General features: G+C 75.0%; 16 protein-coding genes and 1 riboswitch. Of the genes, 6 read left to right on the top strand and 10 right to left on the bottom strand.

What is annotated here, in order from left to right:
• Positions 1-120 precede the first annotated feature (120 nt).
• The gene (locus HNR12_RS05685; RefSeq protein ID WP_246425008.1) at positions 121-726 is read left to right on the top strand and encodes a Uma2 family endonuclease; all 606 of its coding nucleotides are present in this window, start codon (positions 121-123) and stop codon (positions 724-726) included.
• An 11-nt stretch (positions 727-737) separates the two neighbouring features.
• Here the strand turns inward: HNR12_RS05685 and HNR12_RS05690 are convergent, their stop codons facing one another.
• From HNR12_RS05690 to HNR12_RS05700, 3 genes are all read right to left on the bottom strand, one after another.
• Positions 738-1,304, bottom strand: coding sequence for a DinB family protein (locus HNR12_RS05690; protein ID WP_179766511.1), 567 nt, complete (start codon positions 1,302-1,304; stop codon positions 738-740).
• Positions 1,305-1,381: 77 nt separating this feature from the next.
• Positions 1,382-2,140: an SAM-dependent methyltransferase gene (locus HNR12_RS05695; protein ID WP_179766512.1), complete on the bottom strand. Its 759-nt coding sequence runs from the start codon at positions 2,138-2,140 to the stop codon at positions 1,382-1,384.
• Between the two features lie 191 nt (positions 2,141-2,331).
• Positions 2,332-3,615 (bottom strand): aminotransferase class V-fold PLP-dependent enzyme, encoded by a 1,284-nt coding sequence (locus HNR12_RS05700; RefSeq protein ID WP_308118779.1) that lies wholly within the window; start codon positions 3,613-3,615, stop codon positions 2,332-2,334.
• Positions 3,616-3,806: 191 nt separating this feature from the next.
• Positions 3,807-3,930, bottom strand: a riboswitch (SAM riboswitch).
• 225 nt (positions 3,931-4,155) lie between these two features.
• Between HNR12_RS05700 and HNR12_RS05705 the strand changes: the two genes are divergently transcribed.
• The 5 genes from HNR12_RS05705 (at position 4,156) to HNR12_RS05725 (ending at position 9,278) form a co-directional block, all read left to right on the top strand.
• Entirely contained in the window at positions 4,156-4,563 is a 408-nt protein-coding gene (locus HNR12_RS05705; protein WP_179766514.1) for a DUF3870 domain-containing protein, read from the top strand.
• Between the two features lie 76 nt (positions 4,564-4,639).
• Positions 4,640-5,977: a CaiB/BaiF CoA transferase family protein gene (locus HNR12_RS05710; RefSeq protein ID WP_179766515.1), complete on the top strand. Its 1,338-nt coding sequence runs from the start codon at positions 4,640-4,642 to the stop codon at positions 5,975-5,977.
• Between the two features lie 82 nt (positions 5,978-6,059).
• A complete protein-coding gene (locus HNR12_RS05715; RefSeq protein ID WP_179766516.1) occupies positions 6,060-7,250 on the top strand; it encodes an acyl-CoA dehydrogenase family protein in 1,191 nt (396 codons plus the stop codon).
• Between the two features lie 66 nt (positions 7,251-7,316).
• Positions 7,317-7,781, top strand: coding sequence for a nitroreductase/quinone reductase family protein (locus tag HNR12_RS05720; protein ID WP_179766517.1), 465 nt, complete (start codon positions 7,317-7,319; stop codon positions 7,779-7,781).
• A gap of 159 nt (positions 7,782-7,940) precedes the next feature.
• Complete coding sequence (locus HNR12_RS05725) at positions 7,941-9,278, top strand: DUF418 domain-containing protein (protein WP_179766518.1); 1,338 nt, start codon at positions 7,941-7,943, stop codon at positions 9,276-9,278.
• A gap of 10 nt (positions 9,279-9,288) precedes the next feature.
• Here the strand turns inward: HNR12_RS05725 and HNR12_RS05730 are convergent, their stop codons facing one another.
• The 7 genes from HNR12_RS05730 to pyrF all read right to left on the bottom strand — a co-directional run bounded on the left by HNR12_RS05730 (position 9,289) and on the right by pyrF (position 16,950).
• Positions 9,289-10,851: an OFA family MFS transporter gene (locus HNR12_RS05730; RefSeq protein WP_179766519.1), complete on the bottom strand. Its 1,563-nt coding sequence runs from the start codon at positions 10,849-10,851 to the stop codon at positions 9,289-9,291.
• Between the two features lie 168 nt (positions 10,852-11,019).
• Positions 11,020-12,213, bottom strand: coding sequence for a methionine adenosyltransferase (metK, locus tag HNR12_RS05735; protein WP_179766520.1), 1,194 nt, complete (start codon positions 12,211-12,213; stop codon positions 11,020-11,022).
• 440 nt (positions 12,214-12,653) lie between these two features.
• Entirely contained in the window at positions 12,654-13,880 is a 1,227-nt protein-coding gene (coaBC, locus tag HNR12_RS05740) for a bifunctional phosphopantothenoylcysteine decarboxylase/phosphopantothenate--cysteine ligase CoaBC (protein WP_179766521.1), read from the bottom strand.
• 65 nt (positions 13,881-13,945) lie between these two features.
• Positions 13,946-14,212 carry a DNA-directed RNA polymerase subunit omega gene (gene rpoZ, locus HNR12_RS05745; RefSeq protein WP_179766522.1) on the bottom strand — a complete coding sequence of 89 codons (267 nt, stop codon included), beginning with the start codon at positions 14,210-14,212 and terminating at the stop codon, positions 13,946-13,948.
• A 110-nt stretch (positions 14,213-14,322) separates the two neighbouring features.
• Positions 14,323-14,868: a guanylate kinase gene (gmk, locus tag HNR12_RS05750; protein ID WP_218902331.1), complete on the bottom strand. Its 546-nt coding sequence runs from the start codon at positions 14,866-14,868 to the stop codon at positions 14,323-14,325.
• Positions 14,869-15,496: 628 nt separating this feature from the next.
• Complete coding sequence (gene mihF / locus HNR12_RS05755; protein WP_179766524.1) at positions 15,497-15,817, bottom strand: integration host factor, actinobacterial type; 321 nt, start codon at positions 15,815-15,817, stop codon at positions 15,497-15,499.
• Positions 15,818-16,248: 431 nt separating this feature from the next.
• The gene (gene pyrF, locus HNR12_RS05760; protein ID WP_179766525.1) at positions 16,249-16,950 is read right to left on the bottom strand and encodes an orotidine-5'-phosphate decarboxylase; all 702 of its coding nucleotides are present in this window, start codon (positions 16,948-16,950) and stop codon (positions 16,249-16,251) included.
• Between the last annotated feature and the right edge of the window lie 218 nt (positions 16,951-17,168).

Here is a 17,168-nt window from a genome sequence, read left to right on the forward strand (position 1 = left end):
GAGGCGCGGGACGCGGGCGGCGCCGCGCCGGGGCCGGCGCGGGTTTCGCCGTTTCCGCACACGGCGGGCCGCGCGTTCGGATACTGGTCCCCATGCGAGTAAGGAGGCATGATGACGGCTATGAGCATGCGGAAGTCAGCACCGCAGTCGCGGCCGTTGACCGTCGACGACCTGGAACAGATGCCAGACGACGGCAGGCGGTACGAACTGGTCGACGGGCGGCTTGAAGTGACCCCCGCGCCCCTCTACCCTCACACCGTCATCGCCGACCGGCTTCTTCTGGTACTGCACCCGCAGACGCCGCGAGGGCACAACGTCTCCGCAGCCGCCGGGATCAATTTCAACGCTGATCGGACGCATCACCGGATCCCCGACCTGTGCGTCATTCCGCGCGCCGACCGTTCGGCCGCCCACCTCACCCGGCCGCCGCTGCTGGCCGTGGAGATCGTCTCAAGGTCGACCGTGTTCACCGACCATCACACCAAGCGCGCGGAGTACGCCAAGTTCGGCATCGAGTCCTACTGGATCATCGATCCCAACCTCGAAGAGATCGGGATCATGGAACTGCGGCTGGACGGAGACCAGTACCGCACCGCGAATCAGGCGTTCGGCCGGGAACTGTTCCAGACCGACGCGCCCTTCCCCTACCGGCTGGTGCCGCACTGGCTGCTCGCCGACTGCGACGACTGGGAGGACCACGTCCTCGGCGGCGAGCCCGGCCGCTGAGCCCGCGCGCCTTACAGCGCGTCGCAGTGGGCGCCCGGGCGGGCGCGGTAGAGGTCGCGGAGCAGGGCGATCTCGGCGTGGTGGTGGATGACCTCGCGGTTGACGTGCAGGGCCAGCGTGACGAACGGGAACTCCGCCCACTGCTCGGGCTCGGCGGCCCCCACCGGCGCGGCGAAGTCGGCGTCGGTGAGGCCGCGCAGCCCGGTGATCCAGCGCCCGTAGGCGGTGCGCAGCCGGTCCAGGGCCTCGGCGGCGCCGCCCGGCCAGCGGGCGTCGGCGAGGGTGCGGCGGCGCTCGCCGAAGTGGTGGTCCAGGCGCAACTCCAGCACCGTCACCACGACGTGGCTGAGCCGCCAGGCGATGGTGGTGACCGGCGGCGGGTCGGGCGCGGGGTAGGCGTGGTCGGGGACGAACGTGCCGTCGGGGCGGGGCCGCACCGACCAGCAGCCCTCCACCGGCTCCCAGAAGTACTCGTCGTCGTCCAGTCCGCGCAGCCGCGGCCACATGGTGGTGTCCCAGTGGAACTCCAACTGGTCGGCGATCTCCGCGCCCCAGCGGGGCCCGGCGGTTGCGGCCATGGCGTCCTCCCGCCCGTGGTCGTGGGCGGCCCGCCCGCCGCCCGGTTGCCGTGGGCGCCGCGCGCGGCGGCGCCGGATCAGTCGCGGCGGCCCACTCCGGCGAGGACGCCGGTGGGCTCGGCGCTGACCTCCTCGTCGGGGTAGGGCCACCACGCCATGTCGGCCAGTCCCGGCTCGATCAGCGTGAAGGGCTCGAACACCGCCGCCGCGACCTCGCGGCAGTGCGGGTCGCGGGCGTCGGAGGCGGGCTGAGCGATGGCGATGTGCGCCCCCGGGGCCAGCGCGGCGTGCAGCGCGCGGACCAGGTCGTGGGCCAGGACGCCGTGGCGGCTCGGCGCGGTGGCGTCGGTCAGCAGCACCCCCACCGGCTCGGCGAGGTCGATGAGGCCGCGCCCGCTGAGGGCGGACAGCAGGCGGTCGGGGTCGATGCGCTCCACGGCCAGGACGGCCGCGCCGTTCTCGCCCGGTCCCGAACCGCCGGGCAGCGCGGCGGTGGGCTCGGCGTGGACGTAGACGACGCGGGAGCCGGGCGCGTACTCGGCGGCGGCGCGGCCGATGCCCTCGCCCGCCGGCAGCCGCGAGCCGAGGTCCACGAACTGGCGCACCCCGGCGTCGGCGGCGAGGTAGCCCACGGCGCGCCGCAGGAAGCCGCGCCGGGCCGTGCGGAGGCGGTCGGCGCCAAGGGCGTGGCCGCGGGGCGGCGGCGCCGGGCGGGCCGGCGCGGCGGGGCCCGGGCCGCGCGCCAGGCGCTCGCTGATGTGCACGACGCGCGGATCGGGGATCGCGGCCACGGCCTGGTCGTCGTCGATGTGGACTGCACGCCCGTCGTCGGTCACGATCGCGCCCCCCGAGCCGTCGGCCGGTGCCGAGGGCCGCCCGCGCGCCGGAGGGTTGCTCCGGGGCGGTGACCCACCGCACTTCGTTAGCGCCCGATGGTACCTGGTGTGAGGTACGTCATTCACCCGGGGAGAAACTCACGCGTTCTTCCGCCGGTCGGCCCCGGTCGGCGCGGCCGCCGCGGGGCCGGTCAGCGCGGCCCGGGGACCTCGGGGACGAGGTGGCCGATGGACTCGTCCGGGCGGTAGCGCAGGCGCGGCCCGCGCCGGGCGAGCTCGCCCACGGCCCGCACCAGCCGGTCGACGTGCTCGGCGGTGGTGCCCAGGCCGATGCTGGCGCGCACCGCGCTGCCGTGGCCCTCGGGCAGCAGGTGGCGGGTCAGCGGGTGGGCGCAGAAGAGGCCGTCGCGCACGCCGATGCCGTACTCGGCCGACAGCGCGGCGGCCACGACGTCGGCGGGCAGGGAGTCCACCACGAACGAGGAGATGCCCACGCGCGGATGGTCGGCGGCCCACAGGCGCAGCTCCGTGACGCCGGGGACGGCGGCCAGGCCGGTGCGCAGCCGGCGCAGCAGCTCCTGCTCGCGCGCGTGCAGCCGGTCCTGCCCGGCGGCGGCCAGGGTGTCGCAGGCGGCCGCCAGCGCCACCGCGCCCAGCACGTTGGGGCTGCCCGCCTCGTGCCGCGCGGGCAGGTCGTTCCAGCGCACGTCGGTGTCGGTGACGGCGGCCGTGGCGCCGCCCCCGGCGAGGTAGGGCGCGGCGGCGCGCAGCCAGTCGGTGCGCCCGGCGAGCACGCCGGCGCCGAAGGGCGCGTAGAGCTTGTGCGCGGAGAAGGCGACGTAGTCGGCGCCGGAGCGGCTGAGGCTGAACGCCTGGTGCGGCACCAGCTGCGCGGCGTCCACGCAGAGGCGGGCGCCCTCCTCGTGTGCGACCTCGGCGAGTTCGGCCACGGGCCACACCTCGCCGGTGACGTTGGAGGCGGCCGTCACGCACAGCAGGCGCGGGCCCTCGGGCGCCGCGCGCAGCGCGGCGCGGGCGGCCGCGGCAGCGGCCTGGGGAGTGGGCGGCAGCGGCAGCCGGGCGACCGACCCGGCGCGGCTGCCCCGGTGCTGCCAGGGCAGCAGGGAGGCGTGGTGCTCGGCGGCGAAGACCACCACCGCGCAGCCTTCGGGCAGGGCGCGGGCGAGCAGGTTGAGCGCGTCGGTGGTGCCGCGCACGAACACGACGGCGTCGCTGCCGCGCGCGCCGACGAAGCGGGCGACCGAGGCGCGCGCGGCCTCGTAGGCGCGGGTGGTGACCTGGGAGTGCAGTCCGGCGCCCCGGTGCACGCTGGCGTAGGTGGGCAGCGCGGCGGCGACGGCGTCGCTCACCGCGGCCAGGCACGGCGCGCTGGCGGCGTGGTCGAGGTTGGCGTACTCGGCGTGCCCTCCGGTGGCCAGTTCGACGCGGGCGCCGGCGCCGACCACGGCGGGCACCGCACAGGAGCCGGCGGGCGCGGCGGGCGGTTCGTGGGCCGCCGGAGCAAACGGCGCGGGCTGCGCGGCGCCGGGGCGGGCGGGAGCGGCGGCAGTGGTAGTCACAGTGGCACCTCCAGGGGCCGTCAGGGACCCCTGGAGTACGCGCCGCCCCGCTGCCGTCGCGGTGGCCGCGCGCGTGGAACCTCGGGGGTCCGCGCTTGCCTGACACGGTCGAGATGGTCGTGTCCTGACCTGGTCCTCACCCGGGGCACCCCACCGCGGAAGGAGGGTTGCCGGCCAGCTAGCCGGGGCTTGACGCTGGCACTCATGACCTGCCCCCGACTATAGCCCACGGCCCCGCGGCGGCCGCAACCCGGTTCCCGGGCCGCCGCGGCGCCGACAGGGCCGTCGCCGGTTGTTGACAGGCGGCGGCGGGGTTCGGCGATACTGAGTGCCGTCTGCCCTCCCGCTGAGGGCGCCCGGCGTCCCCCGGTCGCCCCGCCAGGCGTGAGACTCCAGCACCCCCGGAGTTTCCGCGTGCCCAACGGAGGGAGCACCGTGCCCGCACCCGAGCGGATCCGCCCGCTGCTGGAGGACCCCGACGTCGTCCTCGTCTCGGGCTACGCCCGCCTGCCCGACGCCGTGGCGAGCCACTCGCAGTACGAGCGCCTGGGCGTGGTCCTCGCCGTGAACCTGGCCGACGGCCGGATCGTCGCCGCCGACACCACGCTGCTCACCGACCTCGCCAAGGAGTTCTTCCGCGCGCTCGTCGAGGGCCTGTCGGTCACCGAGGACATCACCGAGATCGCCGAGCGCGTCCAGCGCCGCTACGCGGGCCAGTCCGGGGGCGCGCTCACCACGGCGCTGCGCCGCTGCCTGGAGACGTTCCACCAGGTGCGGGCGGCACGCGCGGCCGAGGCCGCCGAACCCGCCGCACCGCGCCGCACGGGCCCGGCGCGCGGGTGAGCACGGCGCCGGCGCGGGAGGCGGGCGGCCCGCCACGCGGCCGCCCGAGGGCAGCGGCGAAGGGAGCGCGGAGGACATGACGGACGAGACGGCGGGCACCGGGGCGGGCGCGGCCCCCGCCCCCTCCCCCGGCGGCGCGGACGGCGCCGCACCGCCCGGCCGGCCGCTGGCCGGAGTGCGGGTGGCCGACCTCTCGCGGGTCCTGGCCGGCCCCTACGCCACCATGCTGCTGGCCGACCTGGGCGCCGACGTGGTCAAGATCGAGCACCCCGGGCGCGGCGACGACACCCGCGCGTGGGGGCCGCCCTGGGCGGGCGGCGAGGCGAGCTACTTCCTGGCGGTCAACCGCAACAAGCGCAGCCTGGCGGTCGACCTCAAGGACCCCGACGGCCTGGCCGCCGTCCAGGACATCTGCGCCGCCGCCGACGTCGTGGTGCAGAACTTCCGCCCCGGCGTGGCCGACCGCCTCGGGCTGGGCTACGCCTCGGTGCGGGCGCGCAACCCCGCCGTGGTCTACTGCTCCATCAGCGGGTTCGGCCCCGAGCACGACCCGCCCGGCCGCCCGGGGTTCGACCTCATCGTGCAGGCCGAGAGCGGGTTCATGGCCGCCACCGGCTCCCCCGACGGACCGCCGACCAAGGCGGGCGTGGCCATCACCGACGTGCTCACCGGCCTGAACGCGGCCGTGGCTGTCCTGGGCGCGCTGGTGCGGGCGCGCGCCGACGGGCGGGGCGAGCACGTGTCCGTCTCGCTGGTCAACTCCGCCCTCTCCGGGCTGGCCAACGTCACCCAGCAGGCGCTGGTCACCGGTGCCGAGCCCGAGCGGGTGGGCAACACCCACGGCTCGATCGTGCCCTACCAGGCGTTCCCCACGGCCGACTCCGAGATCGTCGTGGCGGCCGGCAACGACTCCCTGTTCCAGCGGCTGTGCGCGGTGCTCAGGCGCCCCGACCTCGCCGACGACCCCCGCTACGCCACCAACCCGCTGCGCGTGGCCCACCGCGCCGAACTGGTCGCCGAGATCTCCGCCGCGCTGCGCGCCCGTCCGGCGGCGGAGTGGGTGCGCGACCTGCTGGACGCCGGTGTGCCGGTCGGCCGGGTGCGCGGCGTGCTCGACGCCGTGCGCACCGCCCAGGCCGCCGGCGACGACGTGCTGCTCGCGGCCCACCACCCCGCCGCCGGACCGCTGGAGCTGGTCCGCGCCGGGTTCCGGCTGGACTCCGCGCCGGCGGCGGGCCGGCGCGCCCCCGCCGCCCCGCCGCCGCTGCTGGGCGAGCACTCCGCGCGGGTGCTGGCCGAGGCCGGGCTGGCGCCCGAGCGCGTCGCCGCCCTCATCGCGCGCGGAGCGGTCCACCAGGCCGCCCCGCCCCCACGGCCCGGCCCGGCGCCCCGGCCGGGCCCGCCCGCCGGCTGACCCCCGGCCCGGCGCCCAGCGCCCGCCCGCACCACCCCGCGCCACCCGCACCCGACACCGCCGCAGCAGAAGGGACCGCGCCATGACCGCCCCGCACCGCCCCGCAGCGCCCGACCCGCACGACTTCCTCGCCCTGGACTCCACGCTCGCCGAGGAGGAGCGCGACATCCGCGACACCGTGCGCGACTACGCCACCCGCGAACTGCTGCCGCACGTCGCCGAGTGGTTCGAGGCCGGCACCCTGCCCGACCCGCGCGGCCTGGCCAAGGCGTTCGGCGACCTCGGCGTGTTCGGCATGCACCTGGAGGGCTACGGCTGCGCGGGCGCGAGCGCGGTGGCCTACGGCCTGGCCTGCCGCGAACTGGAGGCGGTGGACTCCGGGCTGCGCAGCTTCGTCTCGGTGCAGGGGTCGCTGGCCATGGCCGCGATCCACAAGTTCGGCTCCGAGGAGCAGAAGACGGCCTGGCTGCCGCGCATGGCCGCCGGCGAGGCCATCGGCTGCTTCGGGCTGACCGAGCCCGACTCCGGCAGCGACCCCGGCTCGATGCGCACCCGGGCCCGCCGCGACGGCGCCGACTGGGTCCTGGACGGCACCAAGATGTGGATCACCAACGGCTCGGTCGCCGACGTGGCCGTGGTGTGGGCGGCCACCGACGACGGCATCCGCGGGTTCCTGGTGCCCACCGACACCCCCGGGTTCCAGGCCAACACGATCCACCGCAAGCTGTCGCTGCGCGCCTCGATCACCTCCGAACTGGTGCTGGAGGGCGTGCGGCTGCCCGGCGACGCGCTGCTGCCGGGGTCGGCGGGCCTGGGCTCGCCGCTGTCCTGCCTCAACGAGGCCCGCTACGGGATCGTGTGGGGCGTGGTGGGCGCCGCGCGCGCCTGCTACGCCGCCGCGCTGGAGTACGCGGCCACCCGCGAGCAGTTCGGCGGCCCCATCGCCGGGTTCCAGCTCACCCAGCGCAAGCTCGCCGAGATGGTGCTCGACGTCAACCAGGCCGGTCTCACCGCGCTGCGGATCGGCCGGCTCAAGGACGCGGGCGCCTGCCACCACAACCACGTCAGCCTCGGCAAGTTCGGCAACGTGGCCGCCGCCCAGCGGGTGGCGCGGGCCGCGCGGTCGCTGCACGGCGCCAACGGCATCACCCTGGAGTACCCGGTCATGCGGCACATGGTGAATCTGGAGACGGTCGCCACCTACGAGGGCACCGAGGAGATCCACGCGCTGAGCATCGGGCAGGCCGTGACGGGCGTATCCGCGTTCCGCTAGCGCTGCGAGGTGCGGGCAACGGGCGAAAACCCGCACAATGGGGGGAGCCGAGTAAGGGAGAGGTCGATGGGCAACGACGCCGGGCGATTCCGCCGTACCCGGGTGAGGCGCACAGCCAACGCCGTGATCGGGGGGTTCATCAGTTTCGGGCTCGCCCCCTCCGACCTTCGGCTGCTGACCACCCGCGGCGCCAAGTCCGGGTTCCTGCGCACCACGCCCGTCAGCCTGGTCGAGAACACCCAGGGCCGGTTCCTCGTCGGCGCCTACGGCGAGACCGGCTGGGTGCGCAACCTGCGCAAGGACGGCTTCGGCACCCTGCGCCACGGCGGCTGGATCGAACTGGTCAGCGTGGTCGAGGTCGGACCCGAGCGCGCCGCGCCCGTCCTGCGGGAGTACCTCGACCACGCCCGCGCGGTGATGGTGTCCGGGCAGTTCACCGCGGCCCCCGACTCCCCCGACGACGACTTCGCGCGCGAGGCCGCCACCCACCCGGTCTTCGAGATCGTGCGCAGCACCACCGTGCGCCTGTAGCGGGGCGGGGTCGTACTCACCTCGTACAACTTAAGCAGCACCCCAATTCGGCAGCGCGCAGGACGCGCGGTACCCGGCGGTCGGGGGAGCCTGGTCCCAGGACCGGGGGCGCACCGTGCGTGCCCGGTCGGTGACCGTCTGAACGGGGGCTCAACGATCATGGAAACGACCGCCGACCGAGCCGGAGCCGCACCCGCGGGTTCCCGCGGCGGAGGGCGGCTGCCGCTGCTGGACGTCCTGCGCGGGGTGGCGATCCTCGGCACCCTGGCCACCAACATCTGGATCTTCGCCTCGCCCGGCGGCGAGTGGGCGGTGCTGTCGAGCACCAGCGGCGGCGCGCCCGAGAGCGCGGTGGAGGACACCGGCGCCACGGTGGGCGCCGCGTTGGAGGCGGCGATGCGGTTCGCCGCCAACGGCAAGTTCCTCGCCCTGCTCACCCTGCTCTTCGGCGCGGGCCTGGCGATCCAGTTCCGCTCGGCCGCCAGGCGGGGCAACCGCTGGCCGGGCCGCTACAAGTGGCGGGCGCTGCTGCTGTTCGCCGAGGGCACGCTGCACTTCGTGCTGGTCTTCGCCTGGGACGTGCTGATGGGCTACGCCGTCACCGCGCTGCTGGTGGCCTGGCTGCTGACGCGCTCGCGGCGCGCCCAGCGGGTGGCGCTGTGGGTGAGCGCGGGGGCGCACGTGCTGCTGATGGCGCTGCTCACCGCCGCGCTGGTGGCCCTGGAGCGGCTGGTGCCGCCCGAGCAGCAGGTCGACACCGGCGCGGGCGCCGAGGTCGTCCGCCTCTACGCCGAGGGCGGCTACCTGGAGCAGGTCGCGTTCCGGCTGGAGAACGCCGGCATGCTGCGCATCGAGCCGGTGCTGTCGTTCGCCCTGCTGGTCTTCCTGTTCCTGCTGGGGGTGCGGCTGTTCCGCGCCGGGGCGTTCTCCCCCGACGCCGCGGGCCGGGCGATCCGCACCCGGCTGCTGCTGTGGGGCCTGGGCGCGGGCGTGCCGCTGAACCTGGCCACCACGGTCGCCGGAGGCAGCCTCTTCCTCGTCGACCGCTACATCGCCGCGCCCATCGTGGCGCTGGGGATCATCGGGCTGGTCGGGAGGATCATGGACGCGGTGTCGGCGCGGCGGCGGGCCCCGGGCGTGCTGGTCACGGCGTTCTCCTCGCTGGGCCGCACCGCGCTGTCGGGCTACGTGCTGCAGAACGTGCTGGCGATGCTGGCCTGCTACGGGATCGGCCTGGGCCTGGCGGCCCGGCTGGAGCACACCGGCCCCTGGTGGGTGATGGGCCTGTGGGCGGCCATCTGCCTGGTGCTGCTGACCGCCGCCACCCTGTGGCTGCGCCGGTTCGGCAACGGGCCCCTGGAGGCCGCGCAGAAGTGGGTGCTGGCCCGGATCCCGGAGAAGCCGGCGCGCGCCGCCGCGCGGGCGGAGACCGGCCCTCGGCCCGGCGCCGGCCCCGACGCCTCCCCGGCGGCCGACGCGGTGCCCGGCCACCGCTGACCGCGCCCGCCTACCCGGTGAACAGCTGGGCGGCCGTCGCGGTGACGCGGACGACGGCGTAGCCCAGCAGCACGGCCACCACCGCCCAGGAGACCACCAGCCACGCGCCGCCGCCCCGGGGCACCGACGGGGCGGCGGCGTCCGGCGCGCGGGCGCCCTCGGCGGGCCCGCCGGGGGCGGGTCGCGCGGCGGGCTCAGCCGCGGCGGGCTCCTGGAAGCGCTCGGCCACCGGCCGGATCAGCAGGTTGGCGGCGAACCCCACGACCAGCAGGCCGACCATGGTGAGCAGCGGCGCCTGGTAGGCCGACTGGGTGAGCGTGCCGGGTTCGCCCTGGGCGTCGAGGAAGGCGTTGATGATCAGCGGCCCGGCGATCCCGGCGGCCGACCACGCGGTGAGCAGCCGCCCGTGGATCGCGCCGACCTGGTAGGTGCCGAACAGGTCGCGCAGGTAGGCGGGCACGGTGGCGAATCCACCGCCGTAGAAGGAGATGATGATCCCCGCCGTGGCGGCGAACACCACCGTGGAGGTGCCGCCGACCGTGGCCATGAGCAGGTAGAGCACGGCGCCCGCGCCCAGGTAGAACATGTAGATCGGTTTGCGGCCCACCAGGTCGGAGGTCGAGGACCAGACGAACCGGCCGCCCATGTTGAACAGCGACAGCATCCCGACGAACCCGCCCGCCGCGGCGGCGGTGACGGCGCTGGCGCCGCCGCCGTCGCGGAAGAAGTCCTGGATGAGCGGGCTGGCGTGCTCCAGGATGCCGATCCCGGCGGTGACGTTGGTGAACAGCACCACCCACAGCAGCCAGAACTGGGGCGTGCGCACCGCGTTGGCGGCCGAGACGCCGCGCGCGGTCATCATGCGGGCGCCGGCGTGGGCGGTGCCGGGGTCGTACCCGGCGGGCCGCCACCCCTCGGGCGGGACCCGGATCAGCAGGACGCCCATCGTCATCAGCACCAGGTAGGCCAGGCCCAGGGTGGCGAACAGCCCCACGACCGCCCCACCGGAGGCCACCGACCCGGCGGCCGAGGCGTCGTAGGAGGGGTCGTAGAAGGCCATGAGCTGGTTGGAGACCGGGGTCGCCACCAGCGCGCCGCCGCCGAAGCCCATGATCGCCATGCCGGTGGCAAGCCCGGGGCGGTCGGGGAACCACTTCATCAGCGTCGAGACGGGCGAGATGTAGCCGATGCCCAGGCCGATCCCGCCGAGCACGCCGTAGCCGGCGTAGAGCAGCCACAGCCAGCCCAGGGCGATGCCCAGCGCGCCCACGAGGAACCCGCCGCTCCAGAACAGCGCGGACACCAGCATCGCCTTGCGCGGCCCGGCCCGCTCGACCCAGGTGCCGCCCACCGCCGCCGAGAGCCCCAGCATCACGATGGCGATGGAGAAGATGATCCCGATCTGGGTCTGCCCGGTGTCGAAGTGCTCGACCAGGGAGTTCTTGTACACGCTGGTGGCATAGGCCTGCCCGATGGACAGGTGCACCGCCAGCGCGGCGGGCGGGATCAGCCACCGGTTGTAGGTCCAGGAGGCCACCGACCTCTCCCGGTCCAGCACGCTCAACGCGGACATCCGGCCCCCTCACCGCACACAGGTTCGCATACCGCATACAGCCGACCGGCGACATGATGCCACGCGAGCGCTACGGAGGGAACCCGCCCGCACACACGCGTCCGGCCGCGCCCCGGGGCGGGGCGCGGCCGGACGGCGGTCGCTGCGGGGACGGGGTGGGGTGGCGGGTCAGGCGCCCACGGCGGACTTCAGGGCGGCGGCGCGGTCGGTCTGCTCCCAGGTGAAGTCGGCGTGCTCGCGGCCGAAGTGGCCGTAGGCGGCCGTGTTGGAGTAGATCGGGCGCAGCAGGTCCAGGTCGCGGACGATCGCCGCGGGGCGGAGGTCGAATACCTCCTTCACGGCCTTCTCGATGACGTCGGGGGCCACCTGCTCGGTGCCGAAGGTCTCGATGAAGATGCCCACCGGGTGCGCCTTGCCGATCGCGTAGGCCACCTGGACCTCGGCGCGGTCGGCCAGGCCGGCGGCGACGATGTTCTTGGCGACCCAGCGCGTGGCGTAGGCGGCCGAGCGGTCGACCTTGGACGGGTCCTTGCCCGAGAAGGCGCCGCCGCCGTGGCGGGCGTAGCCGCCGTAGGTGTCGACGATGATCTTGCGGCCGGTGAGCCCGGCGTCGCCCATCGGGCCGCCGATCTCGAAGCGGCCGGTGGGGTTGACCAGCAGCCGGTAGTTGTCGGCCTCAAGCCCGTAGCTCGCCACCACCGGGGCGATCACGTGCTCCTTGATGTCGGGGGTCAGCAGCTCCTCCATGTCGATGTCGGGAGCGTGCTGGCTGGAGACCACCACGGTGTCCAGGCGCACCGGCTGGAGGCCCTCGTACTCGACGGTGACCTGGGTCTTGCCGTCGGGGCGCAGGTAGGGCACGGTGCCGTCGTGGCGGACCGCGGCGAGCCGCTGCGACAGCGCGTGGGCCAGCTTGATCGGCAGCGGCATCAGCTCGGGGGTCTCGCGGTTGGCGTAGCCGAACATCAGGCCCTGGTCGCCCGCGCCCTGCAGGTCGAGGGCGTCGGCGCCCTTCTCGACCCGGGCCTCGTAGGCGGTGTCGACGCCCTGGGCGATGTCGGGGGACTGCGCGTCGATCGAGACCGAGACCCCGCAGGACTGGCCGTCGAAGCCCTTGGCGGAGGAGTCGTAGCCGATTTCCAGGATCTTCTGCCGCACGATGGCGGGGATGTCGACGTAGGTCTTGGTGGTGACCTCACCGGCCACGTGTACCTGTCCGGTGGTGATCAGGGTCTCTACGGCGACCCGGCTGGCGGGGTCGTCCTGGAGCATCGCGTCGAGGATCGCGTCACTGATCTGGTCGGCCATCTTGTCGGGGTGGCCTTCGGTGACCGACTCGGAGGTGAAAAGGCGACGGGACACGTTGAGTGACTCCTTGCAGCGGCTGCTGGCTGACAGTTGTCGGCTCGGCTCGGCTCCCGCCGCGGAACAAGGGGGCCACGACGAAACCGACCGACGCGGTTGGTTTTCTTTCGTCCACTGTAGTGGGACGTTGTCCGGAACGCTCGGGCGACCGGCCCGGATAGGTCAGGTACGCCGCCTTCCCGCGGGTGGGGCGCCTCCGCGCGCGGCCGCGGAAGCCCTTTTCAGACGGTTCCCCAGCCGGTGTGACGCACGGCACAGTCGAATTTCCGGATGCGCGGTGATCATGCCGTTGTGCTGGGGTTTCCCGTAGCGTACAGCGAAACCGGACGCTGCACGCGCAACAGGGCGCACCGCCCGAAGCGCCCGGAGTGCCCGCGCGCCGGGCGCCTCGGCGGGGCCCGGCGGCCCCGCCGCCCGGTCCCCGCCTCGCGGCGCCGTCAGGACGGCTCTCCGCCGGGCGCCAGCCGGGCGGCCACCAGGTCCCACACCCGGTCGGCCAGGTTCTCCTTGGGCCCGTGCGGGATCTCGGTGGCCGAGCCGTCCGCGCCCAGCACGACCGCCTGGTTGTCCTCGGTGCCGAACGCCCGCCCGGCGCCGACCTGGTTGACCACGAGCAGGTCGCAGCCCTTGCGCTCCAGTTTGGCCCGGCCGTGCTCCAGCACGTGGTCGGTCTCGGCGGCGAAGCCCACGACCACCTGCCCGGGGCGCGGGCGCTCCCGCGACAGCTCCAGCAGGATGTCGGGGTTCTCGACCAGTTCGAGGACGGGCGGGCCGCCCTCGCCCTTCTTGATCTTGCCCTCGGCGACCTCGGCCGGCCGGAAGTCGGCCACGGCGGCGGTCATCACCACCGCGTCGGCCCGCTCCCGGTGCGCCAGCACCGCCTCGCGCAGTTCGCGCGCGGTGCCCACGCGGGTGATGTCGGCGCCGGCCGGGTCGGGCAGGTCGACGTTGGCCGCGATGAGGCTCACCCGCGCACCGCGCGCCAGAGCGGTGGCGGCCAGCGCGTAGCCCTGCCGCCCCGAGGAACGGTTGCCCAGGTAGCGGACGGGGTCCAGCGGCTCGCGGGTGCCCCCGGCGGTGACCAGCACCCGCCGCCCGGCCAGGTCGACCGGCAGCGCGCCGCGCGCCAGGACCCGCCGGGCGGCGGCGAACAGGTCGGCGGGCTCGGGCAGCCGGCCCTTGCCGGTGTCGGCGCCGGTGAGGCGGCCCACGGCGGGCTCCAGCACCACCGCGCCGCGGGCCCGCAGCGCGGCCACGTTGGCGCGGGTGGCCGGGTGCTCCCACATCTCGGTGTGCATGGCGGGGGCGAACACGACCGGGCAGCGCGCCGTCAGCAGGGTGTTCGTGAGCAGGTCGTCGGCGATGCCGTGCGCGGCCTTGGCCAGCAGGTCGGCGGTCGCGGGGGCCACGAACACGAGGTCGGCCGCGCGTCCGATGCGCACGTGCGGGACCTCGTGGACGGACTCCCACACCCCGGTGGCCACGGGCCGGCCCGAGAGCGCGGCCCAGGTGGGCTCACCCACGAACCGCAGCGCGTCGGCGGTGGGGACGACGGTGACGCTGTGCCCGGACTCGGTGAGGCGGCGGAGCAGCTCGCACACCTTGTAGGCGGCGATGCCGGCTCCCACCCCCAGGACGATCTCGGGACGGTGCTCGGTGTTCACGACACGATCTCAGCAGACGCCACCGCGCGGGCGCGGACCGGCCCCCGGGTGCGGCGGCGTGCGGATCAGGCGCCCTCGTAGGGCTCGGCGGTCAGCAGGCCGCCATTGATCTCGCGCAGGGCGATGGACAGCGCCTTCTCCTGGACCTGGGTCTCGACCAGCGGGCCGACGTACTCCAGCAGGCCCTCGCCCAGCTGGGCGTAGTAGGCGTTGATCTGGCGGGCCCGCTTGGAGGCCATGGTGACCAGGCTGTACTTGCTGTCGACGGTCTCCAGGAGATCGTCGATGGGCGGGTTGGTGATGCCTTCGGCGACGGGCTCGGTGCCTGCCACGTGCGTCCCCCTGGATTGGTGTCAAAGGCCCCGTAGGGGACCTGCGGAAACGGACTCACGCCAGGATAGTCGGTGGACTCGGCGGATCCGCCGGTGCTGTGCCGCGGTTATCACACCTGCGGCTCAAGGATCAACGCTAGCAGCTCGTCGCGGACCTCGCTCACCGACGTGTTGACGAGGGTGACGTCGAACTCCTTCTCGGCGGCGAGTTCGACCCGGGCGGCGTCCAGGCGGCGCTGGATCACCTCGGGCGGCTCGGTGCCGCGCCCGGTGAGCCGGCGCACCAGCTCCTCCCACGTCGGGGGCGCCAGGAAGACCTGCAGCGCCTCGGGCATGGTGGCGCGCACCTGGCGGGCGCCCTGCAGGTCGATCTCCAGCAGCACCGGCTCCCCCCGGCGCAGCCGCTCCTCGACGGGGCGGCGCGGGGTGCCGTAGCGGTTGCCGGCGAACTCCGCCCACTCCAGCAGTTCGCCCTCGGCGACCATGCGGTCGAACCCGGCGTCGTCGGTGAAGTGGTACTCCACGCCGTCGGTCTCGCCGGGGCGGGGCGCGCGGGTGGTGGCCGACACCGACAGCCACACCTCGGGGTGGTGGGCGCGGATCTCGCGCACGACGGTGCTCTTGCCGACCCCCGAGGGCCCGGAGAGCACGGTCAGGCGGCGGGCCGGGCCGGTGCGCGGTGTGCCGGGTGCGGGCGGTGCCGACTCGGCGAAGTCGTTGGGCACGGGCGAATCAAACTCTCGAAGGGGCCGAGGGCGGGTGTGGAAGGCGCGGCGCGGTGGCCGGCGGGTGCCGCACGCGGGCGGGCGGCACCGGGTCGCGCGGCCGCGGCCGGGCGGGGCCGGCGGCGGCGCCGGTTGGTCTGTTATACCACTGCGCCGCGGCGCGCCCCGTGCGCACGCCCCCGAAGGGGCGCGGCAGGGGCACGGCCGCGGCGCAGGTCGTGCCTTGGCGTGCGGTGCCGAATGGCGGTCCGGGGTGTCGGGGAGCGGCTGAGGGGCCGTCCTACCGAACGCGGCGGGCGTTCGCCCGGGGGTGGCGCGGAGCCCACCCGCCGACCGGTCCGGAGTCTCCGAGAGCGCTCCCGCGGCGCCGCATGGCCACGCGGCCTGCCGCGTCAGCGCAGGTGGGGGCTGTCCGAGTCCGGTACCGCCCGGTGTTCGACACACCGCCGACACCGCCACCGCGGGGCTGCGGCGACACGGCATCGGCGGTCGCACTCACCCGGCCGCCCGGGGGACGGCCGGAAGTCGCCGTGAAAAACGGCACATCCGCCTTTGAACGCTACTCGGCTCCGCCGAATTCACGCTCCAGAGCCGCGCGCTGGTTGGCGCCCAGCCCGCGGACACGGCGCGACTCGGCAATGTTCAGCCGCTCCATGATCTGCTTGGCGCGGACTTTGCCGACACCGGGCAGGGATTCCAGGAGAGCCGAGACCTTCATCTTGCCGATGACGTCGTCGGTCTGGCCGTCGGCCAGAACCTCCGACAGCGAGACGCCGCCGTGCTTCAGACGGTTCTTGACTTCCGCGCGCTCTTTTCTGGCCTTCGCGGCTTTCTCCAGAGCCGCGGCGCGCTGTTCGGGTGTGAGGGGAGGAAGGGCCACGCCGGGTCACCTCGGTTTTCTCTCGTTTGTAGAGGGCGGACGCCTGCGCAAGTTAGTAGGTTCCGACCCCGTTCGGCAACGCAAAGTGGCCTTTCAAGCGCCATTTCATCAAAGTAATTACTCTAGGTAATGGAACGATTGCTCAGCGCCGCCGAATTCGGGACTTTTGGCCCGGTTGGATCGACCGCCCAGCGTACTCGTCCGGCGACGCTCCGGCGGCCCCCGCAGGTCAGGGCCGGGTGCCCGAACCGGGTTTCGGCCGTGCCCAATCGCACACGGTCAGTTGGCCGCAATCGGTCACACGCAGGCGGCCCCCGGCGTGTCCCCGCCGCCGGGGGCGCGGCCGGCGCCCGGCCACCCGGTCGGCCGCCGGCCGCGCCGACCGGGCCGCCCCGGACGTCCGCGCGGGGCGGCCGGTGCGCGCCGCCCGCTCAGGCCGAGGGCGCCTCGACGCGCCGCAGGGCGGCCGCGATCTTGGCCGCCGCCGCGCCGGGGTCGGCGGCGCGGGTGATCGGGCGCCCGATCACGAGCAGGTCGGCGCCGGCCGCGATCGCCTCCTCGGGCGTGGCCACCCGCGCCTGGTCACCGCGGTCGGCCCCGGCCGGGCGCACCCCCGGGGTGATGAGCATGACGTCGGGCCCGACCTCGGCGCGCAGCGAGGCGACCTCGTGCGGCGAGCACACCAGCGCCCGGGCGCCGGCCTCGACCGCCAGCACCGCCAGCCGCCGGGCGGCGTCGCCGGCGGGGCCGGCCAGGCCGATCTCGGCCAGCGCGGAGTCGTCCAGCGAGGTCAGCACGGTCACGGCCGCGATGGTGGTCTGCGGCGCGGCCTCCACCGCCGCGGCGATCATGTCGCGCCCGCCGGCGGCGTGCACGGTCAGGATGGAGGGCTTGAACCGGGCCACGTTGCGCGCGGCTCCGGCGACCGTGGCGGGGATGTCGTGCAGCTTCAGGTCGAGGAAGACCGAGGTCTTGGTCCCGCCGCGCAGCGTGCCCACCACCTCCGGTCCGTAGCGCAGGTAGAGCTCCAGCCCCACCTTCACCGTGCTCACGTGGGGGGCGACCTCGGACGCCCAGCGTGCGGCGGTCTCGATGTCGGGTGCGTCGATGGCGACGGCGATGGGCGCGGCCACGGTTGGTCTCCTTTGGGGTCACTCGGCACGGGCTGGGCGGGCGGACGCCCGCTCGGGGGCGGCGGCGCGGCCCGCGGACGGGCCGGCCCGCACGGCCGGCCGCCGCACGGGCTCGGGCACTGTCCGGAGCGGTTCCCCCCGAACGCCCGCTTCATGCGTATAAGCCGATGAGACGTGCGCCGGTGCGGCTCAAACGGCCGTAGCGGCGCGTTCCGCCC

Origin of the sequence: Streptomonospora nanhaiensis, assembly GCF_013410565.1 — a bacterium.
Taxonomy (GTDB): Bacteria; Actinomycetota; Actinomycetes; order Streptosporangiales; family Streptosporangiaceae; genus Streptomonospora; species Streptomonospora nanhaiensis.